This is a genomic window from Candidatus Ornithobacterium hominis, assembly GCF_900538215.1.
GTDB classification, from domain to species: domain Bacteria; phylum Bacteroidota; class Bacteroidia; order Flavobacteriales; family Weeksellaceae; genus Ornithobacterium; species Ornithobacterium hominis.
Window position 1 is genome coordinate 100,649 of sequence record NZ_UNSD01000005.1, and the last position, 15,193, is coordinate 115,841.

A 15,193-nucleotide genomic window follows, 5' to 3' on the forward strand; every position below is an offset into this window, starting at 1 on the left:
TTATTCCTCCTCAGCTTTGGCTCCTGCGATGGCTTCTAAGTTGATTAACTTAAGGTCATGAAACTGAGCTTTTAAATCTTTGAGTTCATTTTCCTTTTTATCAATACTATTTTTAGCACTTTTAAATAGAGGATTGCTTTCATCAGCATTAGAGAAAAAGGATAAATTATTTTGTAATTGAGTTACTTCTTTTTGCAACTCATCGATTTGTTTTTTCAGGTCAAATTTTAATTTTTTCAGGTGAGCATCATCCAGATTTTCTTTAATATTTTCTATTTTTTGATTCCATTGTGCATTTTTTATTGCATTTTCATTCAAGCCAGCCTTTTTCAGTAACTGTCCTGAAATTTTCTGAAACTCTTTATTAATATCTTGTTTACCGTTGGGCACAAAACCAATGGATGAAAACTGAACGCTGAAATTATTGACCCAAGCAAGCAGTTCATCTTTATCTTTTGGCGGAGTAGCCTCTTTCATTTCTTGAATGATTTGCTCTTTTTTATCAAGATTTTTTCTTTGCTCCTCTAGTTTCTCGTTGTTTCGATTTTTATAACGCTCAAAAAATTCATTGTTGGCGGCGCTAAACTCTTCCCATAATTGGTCAGATAATTTACGCGGAACATGCCCGATTTTTTTCCAATCGTTTTGAATTCTTTTTATCACATTCACAGACTCAGCCCAGTTGGTGCTATAGCGGTGTTCCTGAGCGATTTCAATTAATTTTTTCTTAGCCTCAATGTTTTCAGATTGCTCTTTTTTCATATCCTTGTAGTAGGCATTTTTCTGCTGATTAAATTCTCTACAAGCTTCTTTAAACTTATCCCAAGTAGGCTGATTTTTATCCTTTGGTACCCGCCCAATTGCAAAGAAATCGTCGCGTAATTTTTTTAAGGCTTTAATTTTTTTCTGCCAAAGATTATGCGAATTGATTTTTTCTTCAGTAGTTAAATTTTTGATACTTTCAATTACATCAAGCTTCAATTCTAGATTTTCTTCTTGTTTTTTCTGAATCTGTTCAGCCAATTCATTTTTTCTATCATGAATTTGATTGGTTAAATTTTTAAATTCTTGCCAAGTCGGCTCACGATGCTCCTCTGCTACAGGCACAGCCTCTTCTTTCCACATTCTATGCAGGTATTGTAGTTCATTCAACGCCTTTTGAATGTTATCTTCTCCCAGCAGATTTTTAGTTCTTTCTATGATAGATTTTCTCACGCTCAAGTTATGGTCATAGTCCATTTTTCTCAATTCTTGATTTAAATCCAGAAACTCATAGAAATTATCTAAATGATGGTAATAGTTTTTGAAGATATCATTAGCATTTGATTTTGGGATTTGGCCAGCATTGTGCCAGCGGGTTTTTAATTCCCTAAATTTTTTAAAAATATTTTGGTTGCTATCTGCGGGTTCCATATAAAGAGCTTTGAGTTCAGCAATGATGTTTTCTCGCTCCTTTAGATTTTTCTTTTGCTCTTGCTCTATCGATTCGTAATGATTTCTCAATTTACTTTTATGTTCAAAAAATAATTTATCAAAATCCCGTTTATCCTTATTTTCAAAACGGAAATCTATCTCATTTCCACCTTGTTCTAGGAATTTTTCTTTTGCAATTTGCTCCATTTCCTCAAACTTTTGAGTAAAAGTATTTTTCAGCTGTTGGAAGCTTTTTTTAGTATGAACCACAGCATATTTTCCTATCAGCATAGAAGCCTCACCCACAAGCTGAGCCAAGCTCATATCATCGTAATCTTTCTGTTCAGGAATTTTATTGGCGTCCTCATCATCGGCAAAACCTTCATTCTCCTCTTGGCTATTTTCATTTAATTCTTCAGCGTGTTGGTCTAAGTCTGCATTTTCATCAAAATCATTTTCAGTAGCTGTAGAAACGTCCGCTTCATTTTTAAGACGAAGTTCCTCTTTTTGAGGCGTATTTTCCTCGGTAGATTTCACCGAATTTTCTTCATGATTACTGAGTTGCGCATTCAAATTTTCTTTTCCATCTGCATTTTGCAGGTTTTGATTATCGTTTGACATGGTGTTGAATTTTATTAAGCTGTTGAAACAAATCTAATGAATATCTTTAAATTTACATAAACTTATTATAATTTATGAATCAAAAAAGTACTGCTCAAGTTACATATTTGGGCGAATTGAGAACTGAAGCGACGCACACCCACTCGATGGCAAAAATCATTACCGATGCACCGACAGATAATCATGGCAAAGGAGAAGCTTTTTCACCAACAGACTTGGTTTCTGCCGCCTTGTGTAGTTGTATGATGACGCTTATGGGCATCAAGGCAGGCGGCAATGGATGGGATTTAGGGGAAATCAAAGCAGAGGTTTATAAAATCATGGAATCTTCGCCTCGAAGAATTGCTAAAATTAAAATTAATTTTGAATTAAATTCTAATTTGGATGAAGAGCAAAAAAAAATCATCGAAAAAACAGCACTGAATTGCCCTGTAGCTAAAAGTCTATCGGCAGATTTAGAGCAAGAAATAGATTTTCATTGGCTGTAATTTTGCCAAATGGCATAGGAAGCTTCCGCCTGAAGTTCCAGCATTTCAAGCCCATTTTTGATTTGTGCTCCATGTTTTTTTGAAGCCTTTAAAAATAAAGACTCAGCAGGATTGTAAATCAAATCATAGCACAAATGATTTTTATTTAAGAAATGATAAGGAATCTCAGGTTTTTCTTCGGGGTAATGTGCTGAACCCAGCGGAGTGGTATTGATGATAATTTTGAATTCTTCTATGATTTCTGAACTTAAATCTTGGTAAGAAATGATGTTTTTTTGAGAATTTCGTGAAACGATTTGTGACTTGATATTCAGCTGATAACAAGCCTCTTCTACAGCAGCAGCTGCACCGCCATTGCCTAAGATAAGAGCCTTGGTGTGGTGTTTTTTTAGTATTTTCTTTAAAGAATCACGGAATCCGATGACATCAGTATTGTACCCGATTTTCTTTTCGCCATCAAAAGCGATGGTATTCACAGCATTGATTTTTTTGGCAATGGGGTCAAGTTGATCTAAAAATGGAATCACAGTGTGTTTGTAGGGAATCGTTATGTTGCATCCCTTGAGATTTTCTTTTTTGAAAATCTTTTTAACTTGCTGAATTTCTTCTAAATCAAAAATGAGATATTCTGCATTTTTTTTTAAGGCTTTAAATTTTTTTTCAAAAAACTTTGGTGAGAAAGAGTAAGAAATATTTTTACCTACCAAGCCATAAGTTTCAAAATTTGGATGCTTTTTTCTCATAAAAATTGAAAATAACAATGGATAGGATTCCTAAAATAATTACCCCAATTTGGTAATAAAATTCTAAACCAACCTCTGGCATATAGCGTGTGTAGCCTAAAAGCTGCTGCTGCTCATTCAAATCTTGTGATTTCCAGGGCCACGCAGCTCCTAAACTGGCTATGATGAATCCCATAAGCCAACCTAAGACAATGTTGTGATAATTTTTGAGCAAATAACCCATGATTTTAGAAAAAGAAACGAGCCCTACCAGTGAACCTATCGCAAAAACAGCCATGATTTTTAGGAGATGAACTCGTGTGGTATATTCCTCTGGTGTTACTGTTCCTAAATTTTGCCAGTCATTGTTGAAAATGGCTAAAATGGTGTAAAATAAATTGTTAACAGATTCAACTAGTAATAAATTGTAGTTTCCTAAAATGATTAAAATAAAAGAGCCAGAAAAACCAGGTAAAGTCATTCCACTGACGCTGATGATGCCGCACAAGAGGATAAACCATAGATTTTCGTTAGGCAACATGGGGTCTAAAAAACTGATGTATAAACCGATGGTGGCTCCGATGATGATTCCCAAAAAGACATTGCGGCTAAAGCGTGTAATTTTATCCCAAACGTAGTAAGCAGAGCCGATAATCATTCCAAAGAAAAAACTCCAAACACTGATTTGGTATCCCAGTCCATTTTGACTCACAGGTCGCATGATGTAGTCTAAAAGTAGTGAAATGGTGAAAAATGCAGAAACGGAGCCAAAATTGACGGCAAAAAGAAATTTGAAATTGATGTACTGCAGAAATTGACTCCAGCGCCTGTTCCAAAGGAGCTTCCATGCTTTTGAATTAAATTTTTGGAAACTGTAAATTAATTCTTCATAAAAACCAGTAACGAGTGCTACCATTCCGCCAGAAACGCCTGGGATTTTATTGGCAGTACCCATCAGCAAGCCCTTAAACCATAGAATGAAATAACTCAGAAATGTACGATTACCCATTTTGTTTTTTTGCGATAAATTCTATTGTGAATAAAATAGAGAATCCAATGATAGCAAAAATGATGCTGAAAAATAGTTGATTGGATACTTGTGGATTGATCTGCTCGTAGAAAAATGGAGAAATATTTCTCTCGATGTAAGACATGGCATTCGTATCAGGATTATTTGAATGAGAGAAGTAAGCCGTCAAACTACGGTATGGTGCTAAAAATTTTTCTCCTGCCTGGATGCCTTCTTCTTTTACAAAAATTTGTTCATCAACTTTCCAAGGCCAAATTTTCCAAAGTGAACCAATTAAAAAGCCAACCAAAACAGCGATAAACGAATCGTGAAATTGGGCTAATAAATAATTTAAAAGTTTAGAAAATGCTAAAAGCCCCGTAATCGCTCCTAATGCAACGATGGTGAGCAAAAGTAAATTCCTATCTGCAATCCCCGCAATGATGATGGAGTAAGCTCCTAAAATTAATAAGATAAAACTGCCTGAGATTCCAGGTAAAATCATGGCGCAAGCTGCTATAGCTCCTGCAAAAAATAAATAGATATGATTGTCGTTCGATGCTAAAGGGGGTAAAATGCTAATCCAAAAAATAAAAGCAGCACCTAAAAAAAGCATAATAAATTCTACCCAACGCCAGCGTGTGATTTCTTTGGCAACATAAAAAATGCTAGCCACAATCAATCCAAAAAAGAAACTCCAAAGTTGAATCGGGTAGTGATGCATCAAATAAGTTATCAATTTGGCTAAAGAGAGAATACTGGTAGCAATTCCTGCTAGTAAAACAATCAAAAAATTTCCGTTGATTTTTTCCCAAGCCTTAGCAAAACCTTCTTTTTGCAAAGTCTTGATGAGCTCAAGATTGATGTTGCTGATGCTGCTTAGCAGATTGTCATAAATTCCAGTGATGAATGCAATAGTTCCGCCCGATACGCCAGGGACGACATCAGCCGCACCCATGGCTATCCCTTTCAAATAAATCCAAAGATGCTTTTTCATAGAAATTTTCATTAAAATTTTTTAAGCCTTAAATTTTTTTATTCAAATCTTTTAATTTCGGCACCGATTTTTTGGAGACGTTCTTCAATATTTTCATAGCCACGGTCAATTTGGTCGATATTATGAATGTAACTTTTTCCTTTGGCAGAAAGAGCTGCAATCAGAAGTGCTATCCCAGAACGAATATCAGGCGAAGTCAACGTCGTCCCTTGCAATTCAGTTTCATGGTTTAAGCCAATTACAGTAGCTCGATGCGGGTCGCATAAGATGATTTGTGCTCCCATATCTATCAATTTGTCAACAAAAAAGAGTCGACTTTCAAACATCTTCTGGTGAATCAAAATACTCCCTTTGGCTTGGGTGGCAATGACTAATATGATACTCAATAAATCAGGAGTGAAGCCTGGCCAGGGTGCATCTGAGACGTTGAGTATAGACCCATCCATGAAGGTTTCTATTTCATAATTTTCTTGGCGAGGGATAAAAATATCATCATTTATTTTCTCGAGTTTGATGCCTAATTTCCTGAAAACAGAAGGAATGATTCCTAAATTCTCCCAGCTCACATTTTTGATGGTCACTTCAGATTTTGTCATAGCAGCTAGCCCAATCCAGCTACCGATTTCTACCATGTCGGGCAAAATACGATGTTCTGTCCCATTCAATTTCTCTACACCTTCAATGCTAAGGTAATTGCTTTTCACGCCACTGATTTTAGCTCCCATACGATTTAGCATTTCACAAAGTTGTTGAATGTATGGCTCACAAGCTGCATTGTAAATTTTTGTAGTTCCTTCGGCCAAAACGGCTGCTAAAATAATGTTAGCCGTTCCAGTAACGGAGGCTTCTTCCAAAAGCATTTCAGTTCCTTTCAGTCGTGCGCCATCAGGTACACGCAGCGTGTAGAAGTGATTTTCTTTTTCATAACTATATTCAGCACCGAGCTCCATAAAGCCTTTAAAATGTGTGTCTAATCTTCTTCTTCCGATTTTGTCTCCGCCAGGCTTGGGCATGTGTGCAAAACCATAGCGAGCGAGCAAAGCCCCCATCAACATTACAGACCCACGCAAAGCTGCTCCATCTTTTTTGAAACCTTCAGATTTCAAATAGTCTAGATGCAAATCTTTGGCTTGGAATGTGTAATCTCCTTTGCTATTTTTGGTTATTTTAACGTCTAAATAGCTTAAAATCTCTATCAGACGATTGACATCTTGTATGTCTGGAATATTGGAAATACGTACAGGTTGATCAGTCAACAGCACGGCACATAAGATTTGTAAAGCTTCATTTTTAGCACCTTGAGGTGTGATTTCTCCTTTCAAGCTTTTACCTCCTTTAATTTCAAAATAAGCCATAAATTAATTTCTTCTTTTTCCTCTTTTTGGTCTTCTGAAAGTAGAATAATTTTTTTTGCTTCGCCCGTTGGTCAAATCATTTTTAGAAGAAAGATTCACATCATAATCAGAGGCTTTCTCCATTTTTTCTAAATCCAATTTCCCGTTAGATAAATCTTTTAATTGATTGTAAATAACTTGATCGTCTACCTGATCTTTGTTCCAAAGCAGGTAACTCTTTTTCATTTGGTTAGCAATATTTTTGACTAAACCTAATTTCTTATCACCTTCTTCCCATTCTATAGCAACATCAATCATTTTCTTTATATTTTTACCATAGTAACGATATTTGTTAGAGTACTTAGGGTATTTCAGCGGCTGCGGAGGCGACTGAAATGTTTCTTTATCTGGGATAGGGAAAGGTGAATCTACGTCTAAATCAAACTCAGCCATGATGAATAATTGGTCCCAAAGCTTGTGCTGAAAATCAGTGACGTCTCTCAAATAAGTATTGAGATTCCCCATGACTTCAATGATGGCTTCTGCAAATAAATTACGCTCTTCTCTGTCTTCTATCGTTTTACAATAGCCGATCATGCGGTGAATGTGCCTGCCGTATTCGGGTATGATTAAATCTTTCTTTAGCGTATTATATTGCATGTTTTATTTTATAAATTATTGCGGCTGTAAAAGTATGATTTTTAAACTAATTTTTGAAATAGATTTTTTTTAAGGCTTAAAAAATTTGTCTAAATATTTTAAAATTTATTCTACAATAAATTTACCGCTCATAGAAGCTTAGGAACGAACAAGTTAAGATTAATGCCAACTCTTTGAGTTTTGTTTGTTTAAATAAGTATTATAAGTTATTTTATATTTTTTATCACTTCCTGCTTTAGAATCGACTAGCTCCCAATCTTTTTCTTTAATTTCAGGAAAAAAAGCATCGCCCTCAAAGGTTTCATGCACTCTTGTAATTTCTAAACGGTCAGTAATACTTAATGTTTGCTCAAAAACCTTACCACCACCGATGATGAAAATATCTTTATTTTTAGACTTAGCAATCTCTAAGGCTTCCTCTAAATTTTGCACCCAAATTACATTTTCTGTATTTCTTTGATTTTGAGAGCTTAGCACAATATGTAAACGCCCTGGCAGCGGTGAGGGGAAAGATTCAAAAGTTTTGCGCCCCATAATCATAGGATTTCCTAGTGTAATTTTTTTAAAGCGTTTTAAATCCTCAGGGATATGCCAAATTAAATCTCCGTCTTTTCCCAAAATATTATTTTCTGAAATGGCTGCAATTTGGATGATCATGCGTTTTGATTTTTTTTCAAAGAAACAAAAATACCGACTAAAATACAGAAAACAATAAATCCTAGGGATAAAAACTCTGGGATTTCATAATGATGCATCAAAATTAATTTTATACCAATGTATAGTAATATGGCAAATACACTATACTTCAAGTAATGGAATTTTTCGAGCATATTGGCGAGAAAAAAGTACATAGACCTCAGCCCCAATGTTGCAAAAATAGTAGCGCAAAAGACAATCAGTGAGTCTTGTGAAATGGCAAGAATAGCAGGAATGCTGTCTACGGCAAAGAGTAAATCGGTAAACTCAATCATAATTAAAGCCCCAAAAAGAGGCGTGGCAACTTTTTTCCCATTTTCGATGGTAAAGAATTTATTTCCGTCTAAAGTTTTACTGATGTTAAAGTTACTTTCCAGCCATTGAGCGAACGCCGAGGGCTTCTCTTCCTCGTTTCCGTTTAGTTCATCATACAACATTTTAAAGGCTGTGAAGATGAGAAATGCCCCAAAAACATAAACAATCCAAGAAATTTTGTTGAATAATACGACGCCAACGGCTATCATCAAACCTCGGAAGACAATAGCTCCAATGATCCCCCAAAATAAAGCTTTGTGCTGGTATTTCAGTGGGATTTTATGGCTAGCAAAAATCATGGCAATCACAAATAGATTGTCAACGCTCAGCGATAGCTCAATGAGATACCCCGTGACGTATTTTAAAACCGCTTGGTGAGGGGTTAAATCAGTTGGGTTATGAACCCAATTATTTTTGTAAATCAGGTAAATAACTCCACTAAAACTCAACGCAATGAAGACCCAAAAAATGGTTTCTATGGTGGTTTTTCGATTTGAAATTTGATCGTTTTTATGTAAAACTAAAAGATCAAAAGCTAAAAGACTTCCAATGAAAATAAATAATAAAGCCCAAACAATAAAATGAATATCCATAAAAAATTATAAAGCAATTATTACACCACTAAATGTGTTGAATGGAGAATTAAAAATACTTTTATTCTCATTATAAAGCACATTATACATCAGCCCAATTTGGTAGCCAACCCTTCCATTTGTGCGGTAGCCACCGCCGAGCCACAAAGCTGCTTCTTCATCACTCACTTTTTTTTCATTCAATCCATCCATATAAAATTTTCTTGTGCCATTAAAATATTCTAAATGAGCATGTGTAAATATATTTTGTAACAGACTATAGTTGAGAAAAGGACCGCCTGAAAATAAATTATTTTTAAAATAATTGCTCTTCTGGTAAGCATAGCCTAAACTGGTTCCTAAAAGGAGTTTTGGGCTGACTTGGTAACCTAGATTTGGGGAGATCCCAAAGCTAAAGTAAGAATTGTTTCCAAAATTTAAACCGATGTTTCCACCCAGTCGCCATGCACTTTTTGGCGGTGTTTCTGCCTGTGTTGCCTGAGCCTGAACTGAAAGACCGATGGCTAGAAACAAAAAGTAGATAAATAAACTTCGTTTTTGTATCATTAGTTTTTATTAATTTTAGTATTTGAAACCAAAAATAAGACTTACGAAAGGAATATCATGCAAAATGAGATAGAAAAATATGAAATAGCTCGTCGATACAAGGATATGCTGAGAAATACATACCGAAAACTTAACGATGAGGACAAGGATTTGATTCGTAAAGCTTTTGATTTAGCGGCAGATGCTCATAAAGAGCAGAGAAGGAAATCAGGTGAACCTTATATTTTTCATCCGATTTCTGTAGCTCAAATCGTGGCAGATGAAATTGGGCTAGGGGCAACAAGCATTGCCTGTGCGCTGATGCATGATGTTGTGGAAGATACAGAATATACTTTGGCAGATATTGAAAGATTATTTGGCAATAAAATAGCAAAGATTATAGATGGTTTAACTAAAATTTCGGTTTTAAATAATCAAGAATTATCTATTCAGTCAGAGAATTTCCGTAAATTATTACTTACGCTTTCAGAAGATATACGCGTTATCATTATCAAAATCGCAGATCGCCTACACAATATGCGCACACTGGGTTCTATGCCCGAAAAAAAACAACTTAAAATTGCCTCTGAGACAACCTTTATTTACGCCCCATTGGCACATCGTATGGGGTTGTATAATATAAAAAGTGAATTAGAAGATTTAAGCCTAAAGTACACCAATCCCAAAGATTATTTTGATATTGCTCGTCAGCTTGAGGATACTCAAAAAGAAAGAAGAAAATACATTCAAGAGTTTAGCGATAAGATTTCTAATGTACTGAACCAAGAGGGTTTAAGCTATGAAATCAAAGGGAGACCGAAGTCGATAAATTCTATTTACCGAAAGATGAATAGCCAAAATATTTCTTTTGATGAGGTTTACGACAAATTTGCCATTCGAATTATTTACAAATCTGAGCCAAAGGATGAAAAATTTATAGCTTGGAAGATTTATTCCATCATTACAGATATTTATAGCCCCAACCCACGCCGTCTAAGAGATTGGATTATCCAGCCGAAATCTACTGGCTACGAGTCTTTGCATATCACCGTTATGGGACCTGGCGGTAAGTGGGTAGAGGTACAAATCCGATCAGAAAGGATGGATGAAATTGCAGAAAAAGGCATTGCGGCACACTACAAATATAAAGAAAATTATAAGGTAGAAGAAAATAAGGTTGACCGCTGGATAAACCAAGTGCGAGAAATTCTAGAGAATCAAGACAATCAGGAGACTTCAGAATTTATAGATAATTTTAAATTAAATCTTTACTCCAAAGAAATTTATGTTTTCACCCCACAGGGTGATGTGATTTCTCTGCCCAAAGGCTCTTCGCCCCTAGACTTTGCTTATGCTATCCATACCAATGTGGGTGATAGCTGCTTGGGAGCTAAAATCAATGGAAAACTTTACCCACTTTCGCATGAACTAAATAGTGGAGACCAGGTAGAAATTATCACTTCACAAAACCAAAAACCTAAAATGGATTGGCTGGATTATGTGAAGACAGGAAGAGCAAAAACAAAAATTAAGGCATCGCTCAACGCTGAAAAAAGACTTATATCAGAAGAAGGGAAAGAAATTTTAACTCGTAAACTTAGAAGTTTAAAATTAAATTTAGATGAAAGCTTAGTAAATGATTTACAAACCTTTTTCAATGAGAAAAATAGTCAAAATTTATTTTTACACGTTCAGAATGGTGTAATTACCAATCAGGATTTGAAGCGTTTCGCTGATAAAAGAACAGGAGTTGTTGGCTTTCTCAATCGATTTAGGCAAAAAACAAATGCTAAAAAAAAGGAAATAAATGTAAAAAAAGGAGATATTTTAGTTTTTGGTGAAGAAGAAAAAAAATTAGATTATACCTTGGCCAATTGCTGTAATCCTATTTTGGGAGACGATGTATTTGGATTTATAACAGTAAATAGAGGCGTGAAAGTTCATAAAAAAAACTGTAGCAATGCTGTAGAGCTACGCGCCAACTACTCGTATCGGATTTTAAAAGCTCAGTGGGTAGACGGTGAAAAGCAAGAGTTTGAGACAGATATTTTAATCAAAGGAATAGACCGCAAAGGCTTGGTGAAGGACATTACAGATTTTTTGTCCAGCAATGCCAATATTGAAATGAAGGGTTTGAACTTCAAATCAATAGATGGAGTTTTTGAAGGGAATATTTCAATGATTATTGATAATAAATCTCATCTAGAAAAAATTATACACGGGATTAGCCATATTGATAGTGTAAGAAAAGTAAAACGTTCTAATTAAAAGAATTATTTTTAAATTTGTAATAATTAAAGAAGAATGGAAAATCAGCAGAGTTCAAACAAAAAAAATAATTTTGAAATTGTAAAAGAAGTTTTGACGCATTTTTTGGATGAAAATAAACACCGAAAAACTCCAGAACGCTATGCTATTTTAGAAGAAATTTATTCTACCGATGAACATTTTGATATTGATGAGCTTTACATGAAAATGAAAGCTAAAAAATATCGTGTGAGTCGGGCAACTTTATACAACACGATAGAGCTCTTGATTGATGCTAAGTTAGTGCGCAAACATTTGTTTGGTAATTCACAACAAGCACGTTTTGAGAAATCCTATTTTGATAATCAGCACGACCACGTCCTGTTGACTGATACGGGTGAAGTTTTAGAATTTTGTGACCCTAGAATTCAAAGTATTAAAAATACGATAGAAGAAGTCTTTAATATCAATATAGAAAAACACAGTTTATACCTTTACGGAACTCGTAAAAAACCTTAAATGAGAGTTTTTATTCTTCTCTTTTTATTTCTAAGTATTTGGGTAAGAGCGCAGCAAAAGCAAGGGAAAATACAGCATATCCATAGTGATAAAATCGAGCAGTTTCGAGATAAATACCCAGGGCAAATTCTACTATCTGGGAGCGTTCGGATGGAGCACAATGGAGCCATTTTGGAAGCTGATAGCATTCTCTTTGATGAGAAAAATAATTATGCAAAAGCTTTCTCTAATGTGCACATGATTAGCTCTGCCAATGACCTCACAGCAGATCAGGTAGACTATGATGCTAATCTACAATTGGCAGTAGCAGAAGGAAACGTCGTTTTACGAGATGCTGAGCAGACGCTCTATACCGACCAATTGAACTATGATCGAAAATTAAACAAAGCCTATTACACCACAGGCGGAACGATTGCTAGCAACGAGAGCATCATCAACAGCCGCTCGGGAGAATATGATATCAATAAGCAGATCAATAGCTTTGATTCAGATATTGTGATTAACAATAAAGATTACCTGATTACCAGCAAAAGTTTAAAGCATTATTCTAAAGGTAAATATGTTGAATTTTTTGATGAAACTTTTATCCAGAGTAAAAACACCCCGACACGTTTTATTAAAACATCTAAAGGGACATATTATCTAGATGAAAAGAAAGCATACTTGGAAAATAATAGCTCTGTGCATTCTGATGGAAAAATGTTGCAAGCAGATAAACTTTTTTACAATCAGTTGACGGGTTTTGGTAAAGGAGAAGGAAATGTTTTTTTAAATGACCCTAATGAAAAAAGATTTATCAAAGGTGATTATGCTGAGGCGTTCAAAGAATTAGATAGCGCTTTTGTGACGGGAAATGCCTTGGCCGTAAGAGCATTTGAAGAAGATTCACTTTATCTCCATTCTGATACACTGATGGCTTCAAAATCAGATTCATTGAGTTTGATTCGGGCTTTTCATCAAGCTAAATTTTTCAAAACCAATATGCAAGGCAAGGCAGATAGCATTGTACTTTCAGAAAGCCAAGGAAAATTAAGCTTCTTTAGCGACCCTGTAATTTGGAGCGGCTTGCATCAGATTACGGGCGATACCATTCATGTTTTCATCAATACAGCACAAGAGAAATTAGACTCCATACAAGTTCGTTCCAACGCTTTTGCAATTTCTAAAAGAGATTCGCTCAGCAAAGAAGAATTCCATCAAGTAAAAAGCAGACAAATGCTTGCCATTATTATCAACGAACAATTAGATTGGGTGCAAGCAGATGGAAATGCTCAATCACTAATCTATTTAGAGGAAGAGAAAAAAGATACATTAACGCAAGCACTTGAGAAAAATTTAGTAGGAATCAACCGCTCAGACTGTGCCACGATAGAAGCTAAGTTCAAAAAAAGTGATATACAAATTATTTCATGTTTAGGAGGCGCAAACTCCAAGATTGTCCCTCCGCACAAATTCAGTGAGATAGAACTCTTTTTACCCAAATTTATCTGGCGAGAAAAAGAACGCTTTAAATCCTGGCAAGAAATCATGCCAACGCAACTTAAGTTAAATGACTGAGCTGTAATTACTTTTTTAAGATGATAACTTTATTAATCCATCAAGGTTCTAATTTTCAAAAAAAATAATCTTTGACAACGAATAATTATCAAAAATTTTTTAAGCCTTAAAAAAAATTAAAAACTGAGTTCAATTAAAGATTTTATTCAAATCTAAATTTTTTGAGTCAAAAAAAGTATCAAATATGAATTTTAACTAGCTTAAATTTAATAAATAATAAGTTGTTTTGAGAATCTTTCAGAAAACTTTAAATTATTCCCATAGAATGTTTTTGATTTCATATATTTACTTCAAAATAAAAAAATGAAAAATATAGCCCTTATTTTACTTATTCTCATTGCTCTTGTTATGATTTTACTTGGTTATCAAAATCAAATGCTTCCGCCAGCGCTCACAGGCATAGGATTTATACTCATTGCTTATCTTTTGTGGAGCGATAAAACTAAGGTTTAAAAATTAAAAAAAGAATGTAAATGGCCGTCCTTAATTGCGGCGGTTTTTTTTGGCTTCACTTATTAATTTTTTAAGGGTCATAAAACAAAAAGTACATAAAATTAACGTGAATAATGGATAAGAAAAAGTTGTGAAAAAGAAGTAAGATATTTATATTAGTGGTTGAATAACAGTTGATTACAATAAACACTTACTCCTATATGCGAAGATGAAATTACAGGAATTCATGTAACTATCAATGATTTTAACCAACTTTTTGAAAAAGAAATTAAACAACTCCATATTATATAAATTTAGATAACGACCCCATTTAAACTTTTTTTGGATTGAATTTTTTAAGAGCTATAACCATAAAAGCAAGGTAATTAAGCCCCAACCAACTACTTACTGTTGTATCAAACCTGTTAAGCGATTATCTCAAACTATCTAGCCAAGCATTTGTTCTTTCAATACGAAAATAAATCAAAGTAATTTAAAAGAAATAACAGCTACTCTTAAAAAAATAAAACCGTTGAAAATCAAATGATTAACAACGGTTTCAGTACCCGAGGCGGGACTTGAACCCGCACAGCCTAATGGCCACAGGATTTTAAGTCCTGCGTGTCTACCAATTCCACCACCCGGGCGGCTATTGACCTAAAAATTGGAGCGGGAAACGAGATTCGAACTCGCGACCCCGACCTTGGCAAGGTCGTGCTCTACCAACTGAGCTATTTTCGCATTTCTCTCCTTGGAGTTGAATTGGATGGCAAATATAGAATAGATTTATATTTCCACCAAATTTTTTTACTATTTTTTTTTAATTTAAGTCTGTAATGTATTATGAAAAAGTTACTCGAATACTAAATTCTATCGTATTTAATTGATTACCAATAAAATAAAGTTACAAATAACTTTGAGGGAAATAGCAAAATAGTTTTGAATGAATAAAAAATATCAAGTTCAGAAAACTTTATATTACTAATCTAAGGGGCGTAAAACAAAAAGTACAGAAAAGAGAAATAGAGAAAAGCTGATGAAAACGGATTAAATAAAGGGATTGAG

At 34.6% G+C, this 15,193-nt stretch carries 14 protein-coding genes, 2 tRNA genes and 1 pseudogene; 5 read left to right on the forward strand and 12 right to left on the reverse strand.

The genetic code is table 11. From position 1 onward, the window contains the following. Window positions 1–2,034: a DUF349 domain-containing protein gene (locus tag D5J18_RS05550; protein ID WP_119058027.1), complete on the reverse strand. Its 2,034-nt coding sequence runs from the start codon at window positions 2,032–2,034 to the stop codon at window positions 1–3. Between the two features lie 74 nt (window positions 2,035–2,108). On the opposite strand from D5J18_RS05550, the gene D5J18_RS05555 reads away from it, so the two are divergent. Beyond that, window positions 2,109–2,522 (forward strand): OsmC family protein, encoded by a 414-nt coding sequence (locus tag D5J18_RS05555; protein ID WP_119058028.1) that lies wholly within the window; start codon window positions 2,109–2,111, stop codon window positions 2,520–2,522. On the opposite strand, the gene D5J18_RS05560 is transcribed toward D5J18_RS05555, so the two are convergent. From D5J18_RS05560 to D5J18_RS05595, 8 genes are all read right to left on the reverse strand, one after another. Further along, window positions 2,510–3,265, reverse strand: a complete 756-nt coding sequence (locus tag D5J18_RS05560) for a shikimate dehydrogenase family protein (protein WP_119058029.1) — start codon at window positions 3,263–3,265, stop codon at window positions 2,510–2,512. The two genes, D5J18_RS05555 and D5J18_RS05560, sit on opposite strands and share 13 nt — an antisense overlap. Continuing rightward, on the reverse strand, window positions 3,240–4,253 hold the full coding sequence (locus tag D5J18_RS05565) for a DUF368 domain-containing protein (RefSeq protein WP_119058030.1): 1,014 nt from the start codon (window positions 4,251–4,253) through the stop codon (window positions 3,240–3,242). The genes D5J18_RS05560 and D5J18_RS05565 overlap by 26 nt, the downstream gene beginning before the upstream one ends. Then, window positions 4,246–5,250, reverse strand: coding sequence for a DUF368 domain-containing protein (locus D5J18_RS05570; RefSeq protein ID WP_260377550.1), 1,005 nt, complete (start codon window positions 5,248–5,250; stop codon window positions 4,246–4,248). Before D5J18_RS05570 ends, D5J18_RS05565 begins: the two co-directional genes overlap by 8 nt. 38 nt (window positions 5,251–5,288) lie before the next feature. Next, complete coding sequence (gene murA, locus D5J18_RS05575; RefSeq protein WP_119058032.1) at window positions 5,289–6,605, reverse strand: UDP-N-acetylglucosamine 1-carboxyvinyltransferase; 1,317 nt, start codon at window positions 6,603–6,605, stop codon at window positions 5,289–5,291. A 3-nt stretch (window positions 6,606–6,608) separates the two neighbouring features. Further along, window positions 6,609–7,244 (reverse strand): DUF4290 domain-containing protein, encoded by a 636-nt coding sequence (locus D5J18_RS05580; protein ID WP_119058033.1) that lies wholly within the window; start codon window positions 7,242–7,244, stop codon window positions 6,609–6,611. Between the two features lie 159 nt (window positions 7,245–7,403). Next, window positions 7,404–7,901 carry a dihydrofolate reductase gene (locus D5J18_RS05585; RefSeq protein ID WP_119058034.1) on the reverse strand — a complete coding sequence of 166 codons (498 nt, stop codon included), beginning with the start codon at window positions 7,899–7,901 and terminating at the stop codon, window positions 7,404–7,406. Further along, window positions 7,898–8,848 (reverse strand): TerC/Alx family metal homeostasis membrane protein, encoded by a 951-nt coding sequence (locus D5J18_RS05590; RefSeq protein WP_119058035.1) that lies wholly within the window; start codon window positions 8,846–8,848, stop codon window positions 7,898–7,900. The genes D5J18_RS05585 and D5J18_RS05590 overlap by 4 nt, the downstream gene beginning before the upstream one ends. Window positions 8,849–8,854: 6 nt before the next feature. Continuing rightward, on the reverse strand, window positions 8,855–9,394 hold the full coding sequence (locus tag D5J18_RS05595; RefSeq protein WP_119058036.1) for a hypothetical protein: 540 nt from the start codon (window positions 9,392–9,394) through the stop codon (window positions 8,855–8,857). Window positions 9,395–9,451: 57 nt separating this feature from the next. On the opposite strand from D5J18_RS05595, the gene D5J18_RS05600 reads away from it, so the two are divergent. From D5J18_RS05600 to D5J18_RS08815, 4 genes are all read left to right on the forward strand, one after another. Next, window positions 9,452–11,641 (forward strand): RelA/SpoT family protein, encoded by a 2,190-nt coding sequence (locus D5J18_RS05600; RefSeq protein ID WP_119058037.1) that lies wholly within the window; start codon window positions 9,452–9,454, stop codon window positions 11,639–11,641. Window positions 11,642–11,677: 36 nt separating this feature from the next. After that, window positions 11,678–12,139: a Fur family transcriptional regulator gene (locus D5J18_RS05605; protein WP_119058038.1), complete on the forward strand. Its 462-nt coding sequence runs from the start codon at window positions 11,678–11,680 to the stop codon at window positions 12,137–12,139. Then, the gene (locus D5J18_RS05610) at window positions 12,140–13,696 is read left to right on the forward strand and encodes an OstA-like protein (protein ID WP_119058039.1); all 1,557 of its coding nucleotides are present in this window, start codon (window positions 12,140–12,142) and stop codon (window positions 13,694–13,696) included. Window positions 13,697–13,999: 303 nt separating this feature from the next. After that, on the forward strand, window positions 14,000–14,149 hold the full coding sequence (locus D5J18_RS08815) for a hypothetical protein (RefSeq protein ID WP_165844967.1): 150 nt from the start codon (window positions 14,000–14,002) through the stop codon (window positions 14,147–14,149). 310 nt (window positions 14,150–14,459) lie between these two features. Here D5J18_RS08815 and D5J18_RS08890 read toward each other — a convergent pair. The 3 genes and pseudogenes from D5J18_RS08890 to D5J18_RS05620 form a co-directional block, all read right to left on the reverse strand. Continuing rightward, a pseudogene (locus tag D5J18_RS08890) lies at window positions 14,460–14,606 on the reverse strand (transposase family protein); the annotation flags it as partial. Window positions 14,607–14,691: 85 nt separating this feature from the next. Continuing rightward, window positions 14,692–14,775, reverse strand: a tRNA-Leu gene (locus D5J18_RS05615). Window positions 14,776–14,793: 18 nt separating this feature from the next. Further along, window positions 14,794–14,869: transfer RNA gene (locus D5J18_RS05620), tRNA-Gly, on the reverse strand. Window positions 14,870–15,193 lie beyond the last annotated feature (324 nt).

Coding starts and splice junctions, on each gene's coding strand:
- D5J18_RS05550 (WP_119058027.1), bottom strand. CDS start 2,034: ATGTCAAACGATAATCAAAACCTGCAAAATGCAGATGGAAAAGAAAAT.
- D5J18_RS05555 (WP_119058028.1), top strand. CDS start 2,109: ATGAATCAAAAAAGTACTGCTCAAGTTACATATTTGGGCGAATTGAGA.
- D5J18_RS05560 (WP_119058029.1), bottom strand. CDS start 3,265: ATGAGAAAAAAGCATCCAAATTTTGAAACTTATGGCTTGGTAGGTAAA.
- D5J18_RS05565 (WP_119058030.1), bottom strand. CDS start 4,253: ATGGGTAATCGTACATTTCTGAGTTATTTCATTCTATGGTTTAAGGGC.
- D5J18_RS05570 (WP_260377550.1), bottom strand. CDS start 5,250: ATGAAAAAGCATCTTTGGATTTATTTGAAAGGGATAGCCATGGGTGCG.
- murA (WP_119058032.1), bottom strand. CDS start 6,605: ATGGCTTATTTTGAAATTAAAGGAGGTAAAAGCTTGAAAGGAGAAATC.
- D5J18_RS05580 (WP_119058033.1), bottom strand. CDS start 7,244: ATGCAATATAATACGCTAAAGAAAGATTTAATCATACCCGAATACGGC.
- D5J18_RS05585 (WP_119058034.1), bottom strand. CDS start 7,901: ATGATCATCCAAATTGCAGCCATTTCAGAAAATAATATTTTGGGAAAA.
- D5J18_RS05590 (WP_119058035.1), bottom strand. CDS start 8,848: ATGGATATTCATTTTATTGTTTGGGCTTTATTATTTATTTTCATTGGA.
- D5J18_RS05595 (WP_119058036.1), bottom strand. CDS start 9,394: ATGATACAAAAACGAAGTTTATTTATCTACTTTTTGTTTCTAGCCATC.
- D5J18_RS05600 (WP_119058037.1), top strand. CDS start 9,452: ATGCAAAATGAGATAGAAAAATATGAAATAGCTCGTCGATACAAGGAT.
- D5J18_RS05605 (WP_119058038.1), top strand. CDS start 11,678: ATGGAAAATCAGCAGAGTTCAAACAAAAAAAATAATTTTGAAATTGTA.
- D5J18_RS05610 (WP_119058039.1), top strand. CDS start 12,140: ATGAGAGTTTTTATTCTTCTCTTTTTATTTCTAAGTATTTGGGTAAGA.
- D5J18_RS08815 (WP_165844967.1), top strand. CDS start 14,000: ATGAAAAATATAGCCCTTATTTTACTTATTCTCATTGCTCTTGTTATG.